Below are 17,017 nucleotides of genomic sequence, written 5' to 3' on the forward strand. Positions count from 1 at the left end.
TTCACCTCAAATCCGTTCGATAATGCGCTCGCCAAACAGGCCCTGCGGCCGAAACATGAGAAAGGCCAGCGCAATGCAGTAGGCGAGCCAACTTTCCGTGGCGCCGCCGACCAAGGGCCCCCAATAAAATTCGCCGATCTTTTCGCCGATCCCAATGATGAGGCCGCCGACAATGGCGCCGGGGATCGATGTGAAGCCGCCGAGGATCAGCACCGGCAGGGCCTTCAGCGCGACGACCTGCAAGGCAAAGGAGACGTCGGAGCGCGCGCCCCACATAATGCCGGTGATCAATGCCACCACGCCGGCGATGAACCAGACGATGACCCAGATCTGATTCAGGGAAATGCCGACGGACAAAGCCGCCTTATGGCTATCGGCCACAGCGCGCAGCGCCCGACCGATGCGGGTATATTGAAAGAAGAGCGACAGAAAGGCGATCATGGCGATGGCGATGATCGCAGCCGCGATGTCGATCTTCTGCAAGGTGACGACACCGCCGAGAATGTTCAGATCGATCGCGCCTTTCGGCAGATAGAGCTGTTCGGCGATCATGATTTTGGGATTGCCGCCAAAAATCGCTTCGCCCAGGCCGATCAGCAGATAGGTCAGGCCGAAGGTCGCCATGAAAAGGATGATATCGGGCTGGTTGACCAGCGGCCGTAACACGGCGCGCTCGATCGCAACCGCAAGCACAAACATGACGCCGATGGTGATCGCCAGCGCCAGGAAGGCAGGCACGCCCTTCTCATGCAGCCCGACCAAGGTCAGCGCCGCGAAGACGACCATGATGCCTTGGGCGAAATTGAAAACACCCGATGCCTTGAAGATAAGAACGAAGCCGAGGGCGATCAGCGCATAGAGAATGCCGCCGACAAACCCTTCCCACAGCGTCTGGACGAGCAGATCGGGCGCACTGCCCATCTGCACGAAGGGATCGACAAAGATGCTGTAGAGAATATCCATCAGTGCGACACGCCCAGATAAGCATCGATCACCCGCTGGTCCGCCTTGACTTCATCCGGCGAACCGTCGGCGATCTTGTGGCCATATTCGAGAACGACGACGCGATCAGAAATGTCCATGACGACGCCCATGTCATGTTCGATCAGGGCGATGGTCATGCCGAAATGGCGATTCACGTCCAAAATGAAGCGGCACATATCCTCCTTCTCTTCCAGATTCATGCCGGCCATGGGTTCGTCGAGCAGCAGCAGATCGGGCTGCATGGCGAGCGCGCGGCCGAGTTCGACCCGTTTCTGCAAGCCGTAGGGCAGACGGCCCACCGGCGTTTTGCGGATATGTTCGATCTCGAGAAAGTCGATGATCTCCTCGCAATATTTGCGGTGCTCGATCTCTTCGCTCAAGGCCGGCCCGTGGCGGAACAGGTGCCAGAAGAAGCTGCGCTGCATTTTCAAAGTGCGGCCGGTCAGAATATTGTCGAGCGTCGTCATGCCTTTGAACAGCGCGACGTTCTGGAATGTCCGGGCAATGCCCTGCCGGGCGGCATCATAGGGGCGCATGCGCTGGCGCGTCTTGCCCTTGAAGGTAATGCGCCCCGCCTGGGGGTGATAGAAACCGTTGATGCAATTGAGCATCGAGGTCTTGCCGGCGCCATTGGGGCCGATGATGGCGCGAATTTCGCCCTTGCTGATATCGAAGGAGACATCGCTGAGCGCGCGCACCCCGCCAAACGACAGTGTTATATTCTCGATGGTCAGCAATTTCTCCGGCGTCGTCGTGGGCGCGATGACCGATTGAAGCTGCTCCATCGTCTCGTTCATGCGGCCCGTCGCTTCGCTGGAGGCGACGCCGGCACGATGGCGGCATCACGAATGGCGACGCGCGCCGAGATCGTGCCCTTGCGTCCATCCTCAAAGGTGACTTCGGTGGAAATATCGGCTTCCTCCGATCCGTCGTAGAGGGCCTTGATCAGGGGCGCGTAGCGCTCGGCGATGAAGCTGCGACGCACCTTCTGTGTCCGCGTCAGCTCGCCATCGTCGGCATCAAGCTCCTTATGCAGAATGAGGAAGCGGCGGATTTGCGCGCCTGCCATGATCGGCTCTTTCGCCAGGGCTTCGTTCACGCTGGCGACATGGCCGGCGATCATATCCGAGACCTGTTTGTGGCCAGCCAGTTCCTGGTAGGAACCGTAGGAAATGTTATTGCGCTCAGCCCAATTGCCGACGGCCGTCAGATCGATGTTGAGCATAACGGTGGCGAAGTCGCAGCCATGGCCGAAGGCGACGGCCTCCTTGATATTGGGAAAGAACTTGAGCTTGTTCTCGATATATTTCGGCGCGAACAGCGAGCCATCGACCAGCTTGCCGACATCGGCGGCGCGATCGATGATGCGCAGATGGCCGTCGGGATCGAAAATGCCGGCGTCGCCCGTTTTGACATAGCCGTCTTCCGTCATGGTTTCGGCGGTCTTGGCAGCCTCTTTGTAATAAGCGACGAACATGCCCGGCGAGCGGAACTGCACTTCGCCCGTGTCAGCAATGCGAATGGCGACATTGGGCGCCGGCGGGCCAACACTGTCGGCGCGAATGTCGCCATCCTTCTGGCAGGTGACGTAAAGGAAAGCTTCCGTCTGGCCATAGAGCTGCTTCAAATTGAGGCCAAGCGAGCGATAGAAGGAAAACAGATCGGAGCCGATGGCCTCACCCGCCGTATAGGCGACGCGAATGCGCGAGAAGCCGAGCACGTTCTTCAGCGGTCCGTAGATCAGCACTTCGCCGAGCCCATAATGCAGGCGCGCCAGGAGCGGAACCTTTTCGCCGTTGAGAATCTTCTCGCCCCAACGACGCGCTACACCAATGAAATGATGGAAGAGCCCGCGCTTGAGGCTGCCCGCATCCTCCATGCGGATCATCACCCTGGTGAGCAGGGATTCGAACACGCGCGGCGGCGCGAAATAGAAGGTCGGCCCAATCTCGCGGGAATCCTGCTGCGCCGTCTCGGCGTTTTCTGGACAGGCCATGCAGAAGCCGGAGACAAAGGACTGCGCATAATTGAGATAGTGATCGCCAACCCAGGCCAGCGGCAGATAGGCCAGGGTTTCGTCGCGATCGGTCAAATGATCGAAGGTGGCCGTGTCCGTGGCCGCGGCGATCGATCCCATGCCGCTCAGCATCACGCCTTTGGAGCGGCCGGTGGTACCCGACGTATAGAGCATGATCGAAATATCGGCGCCGGAGGTCTTGTCGATCTCGTCCTCGATCGCGGCACGGATCGTCGCATCGCGATCGAAATCCGTCTGCGCCTTTTCCAGCAGCGCGCTCAGCGCATGCAGCCGCGTATGATCGTAGTCACGCAGGCCGCGATCCTCGTCATAGACGATGTGGCGCAGCTGCGGCAGATGCTGGCTCTGCTCGATCAGCTTATCGACCTGCTCCTGGTCCTGTACGACGGCGGCGACGATATCGGCATTGTCGAGCACATGGGCGAGTTCGCTCGCCACCGCATCGGCATAAACCGGCACGGGAACGGCGCCAAGCGCCTGCGCCGCGCAGATTGCCCAATAGAGACGGGGACGGTTGGCTCCGACGATGGCGACCTTGTCACCACGATTGACGCCAAGCCCCTTCAATCCATGGGCCAGCAGCAGCACATTGTCGTAGACGGCGGCCCAGTCCCAGGTCTGCCAGATGCCACGATCCTTGAGACGCATGGCCGGCCGCGTGCCGCGCACCCGTGCATTGCGGCGCAGGAGTTTTGGAAATGTATCAGCCTCAGGTGCGGATCGCGCACCGGCGGTCGACGCGGTCACTCTGTCCCCTCCACGAGCAAACCTGGCGTGTCGCGACTATACACGATCCGCGCTCTTCGGGCTGCTTTAGTTCACCCCAAAGAAAACGCCCGGTGCACCCTCCTGCACCGGGCGTTGGGGCGAATTAACGCCTCGAAACGCGCAACAAGCCAGTTGTCTAAAAGTCGTAGACCGCCGGCGCTTTGCTAGTCGAACGGATAGGTGCCTGGCTCCCAGATCCGGGCATCCTCAAGCCCCCTGATGCCGGAGCGCAGCATGGCTTCCCAGGAATCGCGGGTGGTGGCGCCGATATGCGGGGAGGCGAAGAAATTCGGCACGTCGAGCAAGGGGTTGCCATTGGCCGGTTCGATGGCGAAGACGTCGAAAGCGGCGCCGGAAATCTGGCCGTTTTCCAATCGCTCCTTCAAAGCCACCTCATCGACCATGCCGCCGCGTGCACAGTTGATGAGCACGGCGCCCTTCTTCATCTTGTCGAGGACCGCAGCCGAATACATGCCGATGGTCTGGGCGTTGCGCGACAGATGGATCGTCACCACGTCGGAGCGCGCCCAGAGTTCCTCGGCGCTGACGTTCTCGACATTCCACTCCTTGCAGAAATCGGAGATATCGACGCGATCGGAGGCGAGAATTTTGACGCCATAGGGCTGCAGCAGTTTCACCACTTCCTTGCCGATATGGCCGCAACCATGCACGCCGACGGTGTGGCCGCGCAGATCGGCACCAAAGCCGATCGGCCCCTTCCAGTCGCCCTTGCGCAGGATCGACGAGAAGTAATGCACGCGCCGCAGCGTCATCACCATATAGCTGACGGCGAGTTCAGAAACGGAGATGCGGTTGATGCCGGCAGCCCACCACATTCTCTTGCCGTATTTCTTCAAGATCACCGGATCGATATGATCGGCGCCAGCCGACATCAGCGAGATCACTTTCAGCTCCGGCAGAGCGGCGCAGACCTTATCGGTGAAGCGATCGAGGCCGATGATTGCCGCGTCATAGCCTTGCAGATATTCGATCAGGCCGTTCTCGTTGAGCGGTTTGCGATCGGAACGGAATTTCACGCCGGGGTATTTCTGTTTCATCTCTTCAACGAGATGCGGATAGAAATCAAAATAGGGCGTGGTCACTGCAACGCGGGTCATCAGGCGAAACCTCTCGATTTTCTTGAAAGCGCACCGTATCAGCCTGCCTGTCGGGTGCAACGGGAACAGGTCGGGAATAGGTTTAGCTTGCCGTGATAGCAACACGAATGTTCTGCGCCGCAGCACGAAGATGGGCCGAGATCTGCGGCAAAGTGCGCTCCAGCCGATCGGTGGGCCCGGGAATGCCAAGGGCAAGAGGACGATGGCCGGGCGGCGTGTCGATCAGGATCGAGGCCATGGCACCGTCCCAATGGGCGGTGGGCGCCAACAGGTCGCGGGCCCGCGAGAGCGTCACCTCGAGATTGCGATGGCTCTCAAGTCGCTGCAGAAAAACCTCGACCGGAAAAAGCGCCCGATCGAGCGCGCCGGCGGCCATCGTCTGCTCATAGATATTCATCGCCTCGGCGAGCGGGCGCAGGCTGAGATACTGCCAGCCCATGCCCGTCTGGATCAGCACGCGGCGTGTTCCCAGCGGGATGGAGAACTGTACGCCCTCGCTGGCGCCGCGCAGCGAGCGAACATATTCCAGATGAATGCCGACCGGCGTTCCCAGCACCACACCTTCATGCGATTGCGCCCACAACTGCTGTATCGCTTCGGCAACCACGCCCTCCTCGAAATCGTCATAGGAGATCCAGTTGACCAGGCGCGGCAGCCGGGCCGTGGGCATATAGGCGCGCGACTTCGTATCGAAGGACAGGTAGCCCTGCTGGGTCATCGTCTTGAGCAGAGCCGCGGCGCTGGAGACCGGATGGCCGAGCCCCGCCGCCACATCTTTCAGCCGCATGGGCGCGCGCACGCGGGCGAACAGCTCGACCACGGCAAACGCGCGCGACGCGGACTTGACCATGCGCTCTCCCACGCTCTTCCTCCCGTTCCAGCAAATTACACATATGTGTAAATCGAATCCAGGCGGCAGATTTCGATTGGAAACGGCCGCGGCCACGTCAATCCTTGCGCCCATAGACGCCGGTTTGCCCTCAAGCGCCCGGTGACGCCTTCGATCCGAGGGGAGGATCCAAGGCTGAAGAACAAGGGGAGGATAGGCTTGCAACGCTCCGTCATCACGCTCGGAACTGTCGAGGTCGAGATTCACGAGGAGGGCTCCGGCAAGCCAATCTTGTTCCTGCACGGGGCAAGCGGCTTCAATCCGGGCGAGCCGCATGTGCCGCTGATCGCCGGGAGCCGGCGCCTGCTCTGCCCGTCCCATCCCGGCTTTGGCCGCTCGGCCCTGCCCGACTGGATCGACAATGTCGACGACGTCGCCCACCTCTATCTCGATCTGATGGATCGCCTCGGCTTCGCCACCGTCGACATCATCGGCTGTTCGATGGGGGGCTGGATCGCCGCCGAAATGCTGACCAAGGCGCCGGAGCGGTTCGGCAAGGCCGTGCTCGTCGGTCCCGTCGGCATCAAGATCGGGCCAGAGGACAAACTCGACATTCCCGACATCTATGTGATGCCGCCGACCGACCTGCCAAAGCTGATCTATCACGATCCGTCGAAATTCCCGTTCGATCCGACCAAGCTCTCCGACGAAGAACTGACGATCATCGTGCGCAACAAGGAAAGCACGGCGCTCTATGTCTGGGAGCCCTATATGCACAATCCCAAGCTGCCGCACCGGCTTTATCGCGTTGCCTGCCCGACGTTGTTCGTCCGCGGCAGCAGCGACGGCCTGGTCAGCGCCGATTACGTGCAGGGCTATGCCAAGCTCATCAAGGGCTCGAAAATCGTCACCCTCCCGGATGCCGGGCATGTGCCGCATGTCGAACAACCGGCGGCTTTCGCCAAGACCGTTCTCGAATTCCTGTCCTGACAGTCTGCCTGGCGTCGCAGACGCCTAGGCGCCAACGATCTCGGGGAGCCCACCCATGCAAGCCTGGCATTTCACCGAAACCGCCTATCCCTATCTGCCGCCAGCCGACAGCTATCCGTCGATCCGCGTCACTTTGCCGAACAAGCATTACGATCCGGAAAAAGGCGCAGCACTCTACGATCGCTATATCAAGGAATGGCTGATCGCCGAGGAGGAAGGTCTGAACATCATGCTCAACGAGCATCATCAGACCGCCACCTGCGTCGATCCGGCAGCGCCCCTGATGCTGGCAGCACTCGCGCGACTGACGTCCAAAGCCCGCATGCTGATCCTCGGCAATCCGGCAGCGAACCGGCGCCAACCGGTGCGCATCGCCGAGGAAATGGCGATGATCGATGTTCTCTCGAAGGGCCGGCTGGAGGCCGGCTTCGTGCGCGGCGTGCCCTATGAAATCTCGCCCGCCAACAGCAATCCGGTGCGCATGAACGAGCGCTTCTGGGAAGCGATCAATCTGGTCGTCAAGGCCTGGACCAGCCATGACGGGCCGGTGAGTCATGAAGGCCGGTTCTTCCATCATCGCAACATCAACATCTGGCCGCGCGTCTATCAGACGCCGCATCCGCCGCTCTGGGTCAGTACGACGAGCGCTGGCGGCGCCCGCCAGGTCGGCGAGAAGGGCTATGTGCAGGCGACCTTCCTCACGGGCTTTGCCGAAACCCGCAAGATCTATGAAGCCTATCGCGCTGGCTGGCGCGCGGCCGGACGCGGCCAAGACGTGCCGATCGATCGGCTGGCCTATTGCGCCATCGTCTATGTCGGCGACACCGAAGAGGAAGCCTATCGCGGCGCTGAAAAGCTGCTCTGGTATGTCACCGCCAACAAGGTCGCGCCGCAGTTCGTCAATCCGCCGGGCTATGTGCCGGTGGCGGCCAATGTCGCGATGCTACGCGGCGCGACGCATCCGTTGAGCGAATTCGCCAAGGGCGCCAGCGTCGAGGCGGCGATCAAGGCCGGCTTCCTGATGGCTGGCACGCCGGAGCAGGTCTATCAACAGATCAAGCGCCACTATCAATATGTCGGTGGCTACGGCCATCTGCTCATCATGGGCCAGGCCGGTTTCCTCGAACACGACGACACGGTGGCGGGCATCCGCAACTTCGCCCGCGAGGTCTATCCGCGCCTGCAGGCGGAATTTCCGGATACGACGATCTCCGGCCAGTTCGGCGACGTGCCGCCCGAACCGCCGAAGGATTTTCTGATCGAGCGGCCGGCTAACGCGCCTGCGCCAGTGACCATGGACGCGCGGCCAGTGACACCGCTCGGCGCCTAACAAAAAGCCGCGCCAGTTTTGATGGCGCGGCCCAGTTTAAAATTTCCATAGAGGCGGAAGGACGCGCGCATCCCGTCGTTGCGAGCGAAGCGAAGCAATCCAGGAGTCGAGGTGTAAAATCAGAGACGTTAATATGCCTGCGCCATAGGCATATCTCAATAATCTGCCACACGCCCCTGGATTGCTTTGTCGCTACGCTCCGCGCAATGACGGTTGCCTACTCGGCAGCAGCCAGCTTATCGGCCACCACCGGATCCTTGAGGCCGAGGATGCGGCGGGCATTGTCGTAGAACAGTTTCTGCTTGTCTTCTGCCGACAGGTTCAGCTCTTCCAGCAGCGACAGGCAGGTGGCCGGATCCCAGCAGGGATAGTCCGTGCCATACATAACATTGTCGATGCCGTAATATTCGATCGCGAATTTCATGCCCGCCGAATGGGGCGACACCGTATCGGTGTACATGCGGTGCAGATATTCGCTCGTCGGCCGCGGCAGCTTGGCCGCCTTGGTGTTCTTGTCCATGCGGCCCGATTGATACGGCAGCGCGCCGCCAGTGTGCGACATCACCACTTTGAGGCCGGGATGGCGTTCCATCAGGCCCGACAGAACGAGCCGTGACGCCGCCACGCTGACCTCGATCACCCGACCAAGGCTGAGATGCAGCGCGCCATTATAACCGTCGAGCATATCGGCGAAGATGGCGTCGGTCGGATGCAGGAACATCGGCAGGCCGAGTTCGGCGACGCGGGCATAGAACGGCTCCAGCCGCTCGGCATCGATGCGCGCATCACTGCCGATGCTGCCGGGCATGTTGACGCCCATCAAGCCGAGCTTGCCAACCGCATGTTCCAACACGTCGAGCGCGATCTTGGTATCGACCAGCGGAATGGCGGCACTGGCCCAGACACGGCCCGGATAGCGGCGCTGCGCACCGGCCATTTCCTCGTTCCAATGCATGGCGATATCCCGGCCTTCCTCGGCCGGAAGCTGGGAGAAGAACACCGACATCGGGCCAATGGAGCAGACCACGTCGACCTGGTGGCCGAGCCCGTCCATATGGGCGAGCTGTTCGTCGAGGTCATGCCACTCTTTCCAGCTCGGCAACGGATGCGCCTCGTCGGCGTGCCGCCGAACCGTATAGCCACCGCGTTCATTGACATGGGCGGAGGGAAAGCCCGTGCGTTTGCACAATTTTTCGAAGACGGATCGCGGCCACCAATGAAAATGGGAATCGATGATGTGCATGATGTGATCCTGATGTTTCCGTCCGCAAAACGGCCCCTGTCTCCGGGTGCCTTCGACTCCATTTAACGCCAAACCAAGGCGCTCGTCCACGCGTTCAGACGCTCGGACCAGCGTGATCTTGGCATTTTAGCACAACGTTACGGCGGGAAACGAGGGAAAGGTCGAAAACACACCACCGCCCTTTGCCCAGCAAGCTTGCCTTCGCGGCGATCGAATATGGTAAGGCTTGACCTGAGCGGGCGAGAAGTTGCCCTAAGCTATAGTGTGGCCAGCGCGGAAGAAGCCCACGTGATACCGTCCCACCGGGACTGCCTTCACCGATCCTGCCGAACCAAGAGATGACCATGAGCCTTTCATCCATCATCATTCTCATCCTGGTGGTGCTCGTCGCCATCCTGGCTTACGCCTGGACACGGCCTGACACATTCACCGTGCAGCGCTCGTTGACCATCGCCGCTCCGCCGGACAGACTGTTTCCCCTGATCAACGATTTCAACAACTGGCCAGCGTGGTCACCGTATGAACACCGCGATCCGAACATGAGCCGGACGATCGGCGGCGCGCCCAATGGCCGAGGCGCTACTTATGCCTGGGAGGGCAATAAGAATGTTGGGAAGGGCCGCATGGAGATTCTCGAATCTCATCCGCCGTCGATGGTTACGATCAAGCTAGATTTCGAACGACCCTTCGAAGCGCACAACATGGCCGAGTTCACGTTACGACCGGTTGCTGGCGGCACCAATGTGATTTGGGCCATGCATGGCACGTCCCCTTTCATCACCAAGCTGATCGGCATCTTCATCAGTATGGACAAGATGATCGGCAATGATTTCGAGACCGGCCTAGCTAAGCTCAAGGGCGCGGTCGAAAGCTAGAAGCGCATTTCAATCGAAACACAGGTTTGCCTGCGATCTCCGTGTCCACGCGTCTCTGTTGTGCTTGTTGAATCCATCAACTGCCAAACACTGCCGTCGGCATTATCAATTTTCGGCATCAGGCACCGCACAAGAAGATCATAGCTTATCGTATACGTCTTTATGCTACCCCGCGAGCAGCTTTACCTCATGTAAACCCACAATTATACATATTGACCTGTATACATAGTGACCTGTCGGAATGGGAAGCCAGGAGGCTTTCATGAGGCGGTTGGCGGCGCATGCTCCACCTTCGACCGGGATCAACGCAGTTATCGACTGTGACTCCTGCGGTTGGAAAAATCTGCTTCCAGCCGACCCGAGCCATATGATCATCATGGGCAGACCGTGGCGCATTAAATTGATGTGCAGCCACTGTGGCGTCACCCATAGCTATGCGCTGGATAGAATTGCGCTGCCTTGCGCAAGCCAGCCCCACGTCAAAGCCAAGGCCATCTGAGCGCCACTTCCGATTCCAGCGCTGTGTCACTGCCGGCTTCTCTTGGTTGACGCGTATTAACCTTTTTGCGCGAGTCCACCAAAGTCACACTTAACTGAGCCACTTGTCTCCTGCATTCGATTAGCGGGTTGTTATCTATGTTCGTGCTGTAGTTGGGATACTGTTGGGTCCATAGGTGTTCCATCCGCAGGGGTCATCATGGCTAAGAACATCTGGTCGAATAATTCAGGAGCAACCGCGGTCGAGTTCGCCGTCGTGGCGCCGATTTTCATGATGCTTCTCCTTGGCATCGTCTGCCTTGGTTATATTTTCGGCGTTCATCACGAATTGCGGGAGATCGCCTCCGAAGCAGCCCGCGCCTCGGTTGCCGGCATTTCCAATGCCGAGCGCCAATCACTGGCTTCAAGCTATGTGACGAAGGCGATGCCGAGTTATGCGCTGTTGAGCTCGCAACGCATGACCATGACCACCCAGGTCCGGCTGGCGCCGGCGCCTTCGTTCCATGTCGTCGTCAACTACGATCTGAGTGGCACTTTTCCGTATCAACTCGGCGCCTTTTTCCCGATGCCGTCACCGCTCATCCAAAAGCGCGCGGTCGTTGGGCTCGGCGGCTACTGACAGCGGGTAGAGATACCTGCAATCCCACCGCCCATTCAGCCAGCCAAAGGCAGCTTGGCGGCTGGGCCGGTGCTTTCGCCTTCAACCAGCGCACGCACCCGGCTGGCAGTGGCATCGAGATGAGCCGTCAGCAATGCGACGGCGGTATCTTCGGCGCGGGCAAGCGTTGCCTCCATGAGGGCGCGGTGTTCGGCCGGCAAATCGCGCTCTTGCTGCGGAGCGAGAACCGATAGGCGGCGATAGCGCTCAGTCTGGTCGAACAGGAAATCACGCAAGCGCATCCGCCACGGGCTTTCGCAGGCGGCAATCAACGCGGCGTGGAACTCCTTATGCGCGACAGCCCACTCCTCGTTGACACGTTCAAGATCGCCCGCCTCGCGCTCAGGCGTGCGCGACAACCGGTGATGGGCGGCGACAACCTGGGTTTCCCACTCGACACCGCCGGCGCGAATGGCACGCCGCAGGCACGCCGTTTCCAGTTCGATGCGGGTGCTGGTGAGATCGAGCAGATCGGATTCGGAAACGCCAGCGACCCGGAAACCGCGATTGGTCTCCGCCGTGACCAGACCTTCCGAGGTGAGCCGCGATAGGGCTTCGCGCACCGCGCCTAGGCTGACGCCGAGCTGGGCCGACAGCGCGGCAATGTTGAGCTTTTCATTCGGACGCAGGCGGCAAGCCAGGAGTTCGCCACGCAAAGTGGCATAGGCCGCGTTGGTCAGATTGGGTTCGTTTCCCGTCGGTCCCCGCAAACATCTCTCCTGGGCAATGGCTCGTTCGTAACCGAACTCCCGTGGAAAACAAAATAGACGTTATAATGGATAATATATTATTTTTGACAAGCCGTCTTTCCCGTGGGACATAGCGTTTCACTCGCGGACAAAAAAGAAAGGGAGAGCCCATGCGTTTCACGGTCTATCAGGACGGCACGAGCGAAGGACTGGCGACGGCACGGGCTGACGGCAGCTGGGTCGGACGCAAGGCGAGCGATCCCCATTATCCTGGCCATCTGGACGACCTGGTCACCAAGGGACCCACGGCTCTGCGCGCCGCCCACGAAAGCCTGCTCGGTGGCACGGCGGTGGACCTGACCAAGGTGACGATCAAACCGCCGTTGCGGCGGCCGGGCAAGATCATCTGCGTCGGCCTGAACTATGCGGACCACTCGGCCGAGAGCGGTTTCAAACAGCCGGATTATCCGACGCTCTTCTCCCGTTTCGCCTCCGGCTTCATCGGCCAGAACGAAGCCATGGTGCGCCCGAAGCAGTCGACGCAGCTCGATTACGAGGGCGAGCTTGTCGCCGTCATCGGCAAAGGCGGGCGCCATATCAGCAAAGCCGCCGCGCTCGACCATGTCATCGGCTATTCGATCTTCAACGACGGCTCGATCCGCGATTTCCAGATGAAGACGCCGCAATGGACCGTCGGCAAGAACTTCGACGGCACCGGCGCGTTCGGCCCCTGGTTCGTCACCGCCGATGAACTGCCGCCCGGATGCAAAGGTTTGAAGCTTCAAACGCGCCTCAACCGCACCGTGGTACAGAGTGCCATGATCGACGAAATGGTGTTTGATGTCGCGACTTTGATTGCAACGATCAGCGAAGCGATGACACTGGAGTCCGGCGACATCATCGTCACCGGCACACCATCGGGCGTCGGCATGGCGCGCAAGCCGCCGCTGTATATGAAGGCTGGCGATGTTGTCGAAATCGAAATCGACAAGATCGGCATTCTCAGCAACCCCGTGGTCGACGAGGTCTGACCGATATAAATCAGCGCCATAAGCGCGCAACGAACAAGCGAATGAGGAGGACGTGAAATGACCGCCAACCATGGTTTCATCCAGCCGTCGCGCCGCCCAGGGGAACTCGGCATTCATTCGCTCGATCGTAGCCACATGGTCGTGCCCGATCTGAAGACCGCACAAGCTTTTTACGACAGCTTCGGGCTCGACGTGCGCGAAGAAGGCAATGGCCTCGGCCTCTACACCCACGGCTCACCGCATAAATGGGTGAGCATTGGCGAAGGACCGCGCAAGAAATTCGGCTATTTCTCCTTCGGCCTCTATGAGGAGGATTTCGCGCCCTTCGCCAAGCGGTTGCAGGATCTGGGCATCACCCGGATCGATCCGCCGAAGGACTTGGAGTCGAACGGTATCTGGTTCCACGATCCCGACGGCAATCTGCTCGAAGCAAAGATCGCCGAAAAATCATCGCCGAGCGCCAAATCGGAATTCTCCGCGGTTTCGGTTCCCGGCGGCGTCCGTGGCGCGCCCTATCGCCGCGATGCCGGCCGTGTCCATCCGCGCCGGCTATCGCACACCCTGCTGTTCACGACTGATGTCTCGCGCGCGATCGATTTCTACACCCGGGTGATGGGCCTGCGGCTTTCCGATCGCTCCGGAGAAGGCATCGCCTTCATGCATGGCATCCATGGCAGCGATCATCATCTCGTCGCCTTCGCCAAGTCGAACGCACCTGGCCATCACCACTATAGCTGGGATGTCGGCTCGGTCATGGACGTCGGCCTGGGCGCCATGCTGATGCTGGAGAAGGGTTACGATCGCGGCTGGGGCCTCGGCCGCCATGTCCTCGGCTCGAACTATTTCCATTATGTGCGCGACCCATGGGGCAGCTACAGCGAATACTCGGCCGACATCGACTACGTGCCTGTCGATCATGATTGGCAGGCCGGCGACCATCCGCCGGAAGATTCGCTTTATGTCTGGGGGCCAAACCTGCCCGAGGATTTCATCCACAATTACGAGGCCTGATCTAGGCCACACAAGAGGGAACTATGCTTGAGGGGGGAACTATGAGGAAACTGCTGACGGGACTGCTCGGCGGCCTTGCTGCCTGCTTTATGGCGCAGACGGTGAATGCCCAGCAATTCACGATGAAACTGTCGTCGCCGACGATCAACGACGTCACCCATGAGTGGATGAAGGCCTTCAAGGCGGGCGTCGAGGAACGTTCCAAGGGCAAGATCAAAGTCGAAATCTATCCGGCCAACCAACTCGGCCAGATCCCGGCGACCGTCGAAGGCGTCGCCATGGGCACGATCGAGATGACCTTCCCGGCCATCGGTTTCTATATCGGCCTCGAGCCACGGTTCCAGACGCTGGATGCCAACGGCCTGTTCGACAGCACCGAACATGGCCAGAAGGTTCTAGCCGATCCCGAGATTCGCAAAAGGCTCGCGACCTTCGGTGAGGCCCAGGGCGTGGAGCCGCTGGTGACCTTTCTCAGCGGCGAAGTCGTACTTGCAACCCATAAGCCGATCAGAACGGTGGACGACTTCAAAGGGCTGAAGCTGCGCACGACAGGCGGTTCGCCCATGTACAACGAGCCATTCCTGAAGCTCGGCGCTTCGCCGCTCTCCTTGCCGCTCGGCGAAGTTCTGCCCAATCTACAGAACAAGGCGATCGATGGCGCCATGGCCAATATGGCGGTCATTTCGGCCTTCAAATATTTCGACATCACGAAAAATGCCACTTACCTGCCAGGCTCATTCACGATGGTTTCCGGCCTCACCAATCGACGGTTCTTGAAATCTCTCGGGCCTGAGTTGGAAGCGATCGTGCGTGACGAAGCGCAAAAACACGAAACGCTGTTCAGCAGCATGGCGCCGAAGTTCAAAGCCGATCTCGAAGGCGCTTGGAAAAAAGGTGGCGGCGAATTGATTACCTTCTCGCCGGAAGAGACAAAGCGCTATCTTGAGCAGGTGACTGCCGTCGTCCCGAAGATCGTCGGCGCCTCGCCGCAGACCAAGGAAGACTATGAAGCCTTTCTTGCCGCGGCCAAGAAATATCGCTGAACGCTAAAATACATCACTGAAACGAAAACGCCGCGGTTTGCACCGCGGCGTTTTCTTTAGGCAGCGTTCCTTGCTGCGCTCCAAGCCGCGCTCATCGCATCGACACCATCGTGGAAGGACGCCGTGATCTCGGCGAACTCCCGCGGCTGTTCGCGAAAGGCAAAACTGCCGGCGCGATTGAGGATATGGAAATAGGTGGCGTACTGCTTCTCGGCGAGAATCTTGAACAGCATATTGCCGCCGTCGCGCGTCGCCAGCGGATCATTGTTGCTCCAGACCAGCTGGGTCGGAACAGCAATGCCCTTCTCGCGCAGGATGGCCCACATTTTCCCCTTCATTGCCGGAATACCGAAATTGCGGTTGCGGACGGCTTCATCCTGCATGGCGGCGACAGCCGCGCGGTGCGGCGTTCCTGCGGCGGCCGCAACGCAAGCGTCGAGCAGCGTGTCATCGATATGGGCATGGGAATAGGACAGGCGATCGAAGGCCCAGGCCTGCGATCCCCGCGTCCAGAGCGGAGCGGGTGCAGCCTGGAGGACAATGTCATCAAGCCCGTCACCCATGGGCGGCGCCGCAGCGCTCGCCACGATGGAGAGCGAAGCGATCTTCAGCGGCGCTAACGCGGCGAGCCATAGCCCGACCAAGCCACCGATATCATGGCCGACGACATGAACCTTTTCGAACGCCAGCGCGGCCAGCACATCGGCAAGATGTCCGCGCAAACCATCGATCGTCAGCAAGTTGGGAGAACCAAGATCGCTGCCGCCGGCACCGGGAAGATCGAGCGCCACGACCGGCCGGCCTGCGGCCAGATGAGGCATCACGCTGGCCCACATATGACTGCCATAGGCAATCGGCGATTGGCCGGCGCGGCCGCCGTGAACCAGCAGAACCGGCGTGGCGCCTGCGGGGCCAGCCTGCAGCATGGAAACCTTGCCGCCGGCGATGGTGATCGAATGAGTTGTCGGGTTCATCGGGGCTGCCTCAGGCGCTGGCGTTGCGGACAAAATGGGCGAGCAGAGCGTTGAAGCGCTCCGGTTGCTCCCGATAGGAAAAATGCCCGGCGTGGTTGAAGAGGCTGAACGACGTGCGCCGATTGTGCGCGGCGATCATGTCGAACACATCGAAGCCGCCCTCGACCTGAACCGTCGGATCGTTCTGCCCCCAGATGACCTGGGTGGGTCGCTGCAAGCGGCCCTCGCGCAGCCAATTAAGCGTTTCGCGCTTCTGCTTCGCCAGTTCCGGAATGAAGTAGCGGGCCCCCGCCCCTTCATCGACCATCTTCTGCACGCTCACCTTGTATTTCGGCTGCTCGAACACATCCATCACCGCGTCGATCCAATCGTCGGTGACCTTCTTGGGATCGTAGGAATAGCCTTCGTAGATCCAGCGCGCGCTCTCACGACTGTAGGGCGGAAATGGCGCATTCGACAGGATGACTTCATTCGGGCTGACGCGCGGGCTCAACGTACCGCTGCTGACGATCGTCACCGAGCGGACGAGATGGGGATATTCAAGCGCGATGCGCGTGACGCCGAAGCCGCCACGGGAGTGGCCGACGAGATGGACGGGCGGCAGTTTCAGGGCTTCGATGAAAGCCGCCGCGTGACGGACGACGGCAGCCATCGTGTAATCTTCGTTGCGGACCGGGTTGTCGGTAAAGCCTTGGCCGATCTTGTCGAAGGCAATGACCTTGAAAGCATCGGAAAGCGGCAGGAAGTTGGTGCTCCACACCGGCGCGCTCGAAGCCGACTCCGACGAGCCGAAATTGCCGCCATACATGAAGACGATCGGCTCGCCGCTCCCAGCTTCATAATAGCGGGTCTTCAGGCCCTGCACGTCGATGTGCTTTGGCGACGGCATTTGCTTGCCGGCGACCGGCGAAAAGTTCATTGGGGACACGGCATTTTCC

The 17,017-nt window shown here is 60.2% G+C and carries 16 protein-coding genes; 7 read left to right on the forward strand and 9 right to left on the reverse strand.

Features of this window, described 5'->3' with window-relative positions; translation table 11 throughout:
• Positions 1-6 precede the first annotated feature (6 nt).
• The 5 genes from BLW50_RS15825 to BLW50_RS15845 all read right to left on the reverse strand — a co-directional run bounded on the left by BLW50_RS15825 (position 7) and on the right by BLW50_RS15845 (position 5,758).
• Entirely contained in the window at positions 7-963 is a 957-nt protein-coding gene (locus BLW50_RS15825) for a branched-chain amino acid ABC transporter permease (protein ID WP_170850181.1), read from the reverse strand.
• Entirely contained in the window at positions 963-1,781 is an 819-nt protein-coding gene (locus tag BLW50_RS15830) for an ABC transporter ATP-binding protein (protein ID WP_090704269.1), read from the reverse strand. The genes BLW50_RS15825 and BLW50_RS15830 overlap by 1 nt, the downstream gene beginning before the upstream one ends.
• Positions 1,778-3,769 (reverse strand): AMP-binding protein, encoded by a 1,992-nt coding sequence (locus BLW50_RS15835; protein WP_090704271.1) that lies wholly within the window; start codon positions 3,767-3,769, stop codon positions 1,778-1,780. The genes BLW50_RS15830 and BLW50_RS15835 overlap by 4 nt, the downstream gene beginning before the upstream one ends.
• A gap of 185 nt (positions 3,770-3,954) precedes the next feature.
• Complete coding sequence (locus BLW50_RS15840; protein ID WP_090704273.1) at positions 3,955-4,908, reverse strand: NAD(P)-dependent oxidoreductase; 954 nt, start codon at positions 4,906-4,908, stop codon at positions 3,955-3,957.
• Between the two features lie 82 nt (positions 4,909-4,990).
• Positions 4,991-5,758 (reverse strand): IclR family transcriptional regulator, encoded by a 768-nt coding sequence (locus tag BLW50_RS15845; protein WP_170850182.1) that lies wholly within the window; start codon positions 5,756-5,758, stop codon positions 4,991-4,993.
• 198 nt (positions 5,759-5,956) lie between these two features.
• On the opposite strand from BLW50_RS15845, the gene BLW50_RS15850 reads away from it, so the two are divergent.
• Together BLW50_RS15850 and BLW50_RS15855 are read left to right on the forward strand one after the other, a co-directional pair.
• Entirely contained in the window at positions 5,957-6,727 is a 771-nt protein-coding gene (locus BLW50_RS15850) for an alpha/beta fold hydrolase (protein WP_170850183.1), read from the forward strand.
• Between the two features lie 55 nt (positions 6,728-6,782).
• On the forward strand, positions 6,783-8,057 hold the full coding sequence (locus BLW50_RS15855; protein WP_090704277.1) for an LLM class flavin-dependent oxidoreductase: 1,275 nt from the start codon (positions 6,783-6,785) through the stop codon (positions 8,055-8,057).
• A 217-nt stretch (positions 8,058-8,274) separates the two neighbouring features.
• Here the strand turns inward: BLW50_RS15855 and BLW50_RS15860 are convergent, their stop codons facing one another.
• Complete coding sequence (locus tag BLW50_RS15860) at positions 8,275-9,300, reverse strand: amidohydrolase family protein (RefSeq protein ID WP_090704279.1); 1,026 nt, start codon at positions 9,298-9,300, stop codon at positions 8,275-8,277.
• A 338-nt stretch (positions 9,301-9,638) separates the two neighbouring features.
• Between BLW50_RS15860 and BLW50_RS15865 the strand changes: the two genes are divergently transcribed.
• Both BLW50_RS15865 and BLW50_RS15875 read left to right on the forward strand, forming a co-directional pair.
• The gene (locus BLW50_RS15865) at positions 9,639-10,175 is read left to right on the forward strand and encodes an SRPBCC family protein (protein WP_090704280.1); all 537 of its coding nucleotides are present in this window, start codon (positions 9,639-9,641) and stop codon (positions 10,173-10,175) included.
• A gap of 697 nt (positions 10,176-10,872) precedes the next feature.
• The gene (locus tag BLW50_RS15875) at positions 10,873-11,292 is read left to right on the forward strand and encodes a TadE/TadG family type IV pilus assembly protein (protein ID WP_090704284.1); all 420 of its coding nucleotides are present in this window, start codon (positions 10,873-10,875) and stop codon (positions 11,290-11,292) included.
• 35 nt (positions 11,293-11,327) lie between these two features.
• On the opposite strand, the gene BLW50_RS15880 is transcribed toward BLW50_RS15875, so the two are convergent.
• Positions 11,328-12,041: a GntR family transcriptional regulator gene (locus BLW50_RS15880; RefSeq protein WP_210186087.1), complete on the reverse strand. Its 714-nt coding sequence runs from the start codon at positions 12,039-12,041 to the stop codon at positions 11,328-11,330.
• A gap of 149 nt (positions 12,042-12,190) precedes the next feature.
• On the opposite strand from BLW50_RS15880, the gene BLW50_RS15885 reads away from it, so the two are divergent.
• The 3 genes from BLW50_RS15885 to BLW50_RS15895 are packed head-to-tail and all read left to right on the forward strand — an operon-like array spanning position 12,191 to position 15,105.
• Complete coding sequence (locus BLW50_RS15885; protein WP_090704288.1) at positions 12,191-13,051, forward strand: fumarylacetoacetate hydrolase family protein; 861 nt, start codon at positions 12,191-12,193, stop codon at positions 13,049-13,051.
• 57 nt (positions 13,052-13,108) lie between these two features.
• A complete protein-coding gene (locus tag BLW50_RS15890) occupies positions 13,109-14,062 on the forward strand; it encodes a VOC family protein (RefSeq protein WP_090704290.1) in 954 nt (317 codons plus the stop codon).
• 41 nt (positions 14,063-14,103) lie between these two features.
• Positions 14,104-15,105 (forward strand): TRAP transporter substrate-binding protein, encoded by a 1,002-nt coding sequence (locus tag BLW50_RS15895; RefSeq protein WP_170850184.1) that lies wholly within the window; start codon positions 14,104-14,106, stop codon positions 15,103-15,105.
• A gap of 56 nt (positions 15,106-15,161) precedes the next feature.
• Here BLW50_RS15895 and BLW50_RS15900 read toward each other — a convergent pair whose 3' ends face one another.
• On the reverse strand, positions 15,162-16,079 hold the full coding sequence (locus BLW50_RS15900) for an alpha/beta fold hydrolase (RefSeq protein ID WP_090704293.1): 918 nt from the start codon (positions 16,077-16,079) through the stop codon (positions 15,162-15,164).
• Between the two features lie 10 nt (positions 16,080-16,089).
• On the reverse strand, positions 16,090-16,998 hold the full coding sequence (locus tag BLW50_RS15905; RefSeq protein ID WP_090704295.1) for an alpha/beta fold hydrolase: 909 nt from the start codon (positions 16,996-16,998) through the stop codon (positions 16,090-16,092).
• Between the last annotated feature and the right edge of the window lie 19 nt (positions 16,999-17,017).

The organism is Beijerinckia sp. 28-YEA-48, assembly GCF_900104955.1.
GTDB lineage: Bacteria > Pseudomonadota > Alphaproteobacteria > Rhizobiales > Beijerinckiaceae > Terripilifer.

Bases quoted from the DNA above. Each gene is read 5' to 3' on its own strand.
- BLW50_RS15825 (WP_170850181.1), bottom strand. From the start codon at position 963: ATGGATATTCTCTACAGCATCTTTGTCGATCCCTTCGTGCAGATGGGC.
- BLW50_RS15830 (WP_090704269.1), bottom strand. From the start codon at position 1,781: ATGAACGAGACGATGGAGCAGCTTCAATCGGTCATCGCGCCCACGACG.
- BLW50_RS15840 (WP_090704273.1), bottom strand. From the start codon at position 4,908: ATGACCCGCGTTGCAGTGACCACGCCCTATTTTGATTTCTATCCGCAT.
- BLW50_RS15845 (WP_170850182.1), bottom strand. From the start codon at position 5,758: ATGGTCAAGTCCGCGTCGCGCGCGTTTGCCGTGGTCGAGCTGTTCGCC.
- BLW50_RS15855 (WP_090704277.1), top strand. From the start codon at position 6,783: ATGCAAGCCTGGCATTTCACCGAAACCGCCTATCCCTATCTGCCGCCA.
- BLW50_RS15860 (WP_090704279.1), bottom strand. From the start codon at position 9,300: ATGCACATCATCGATTCCCATTTTCATTGGTGGCCGCGATCCGTCTTC.
- BLW50_RS15865 (WP_090704280.1), top strand. From the start codon at position 9,639: ATGACCATGAGCCTTTCATCCATCATCATTCTCATCCTGGTGGTGCTC.
- BLW50_RS15875 (WP_090704284.1), top strand. From the start codon at position 10,873: ATGGCTAAGAACATCTGGTCGAATAATTCAGGAGCAACCGCGGTCGAG.
- BLW50_RS15885 (WP_090704288.1), top strand. From the start codon at position 12,191: ATGCGTTTCACGGTCTATCAGGACGGCACGAGCGAAGGACTGGCGACG.
- BLW50_RS15890 (WP_090704290.1), top strand. From the start codon at position 13,109: ATGACCGCCAACCATGGTTTCATCCAGCCGTCGCGCCGCCCAGGGGAA.
- BLW50_RS15895 (WP_170850184.1), top strand. From the start codon at position 14,104: ATGAGGAAACTGCTGACGGGACTGCTCGGCGGCCTTGCTGCCTGCTTT.
- BLW50_RS15900 (WP_090704293.1), bottom strand. From the start codon at position 16,079: ATGAACCCGACAACTCATTCGATCACCATCGCCGGCGGCAAGGTTTCC.
- BLW50_RS15905 (WP_090704295.1), bottom strand. From the start codon at position 16,998: ATGAACTTTTCGCCGGTCGCCGGCAAGCAAATGCCGTCGCCAAAGCAC.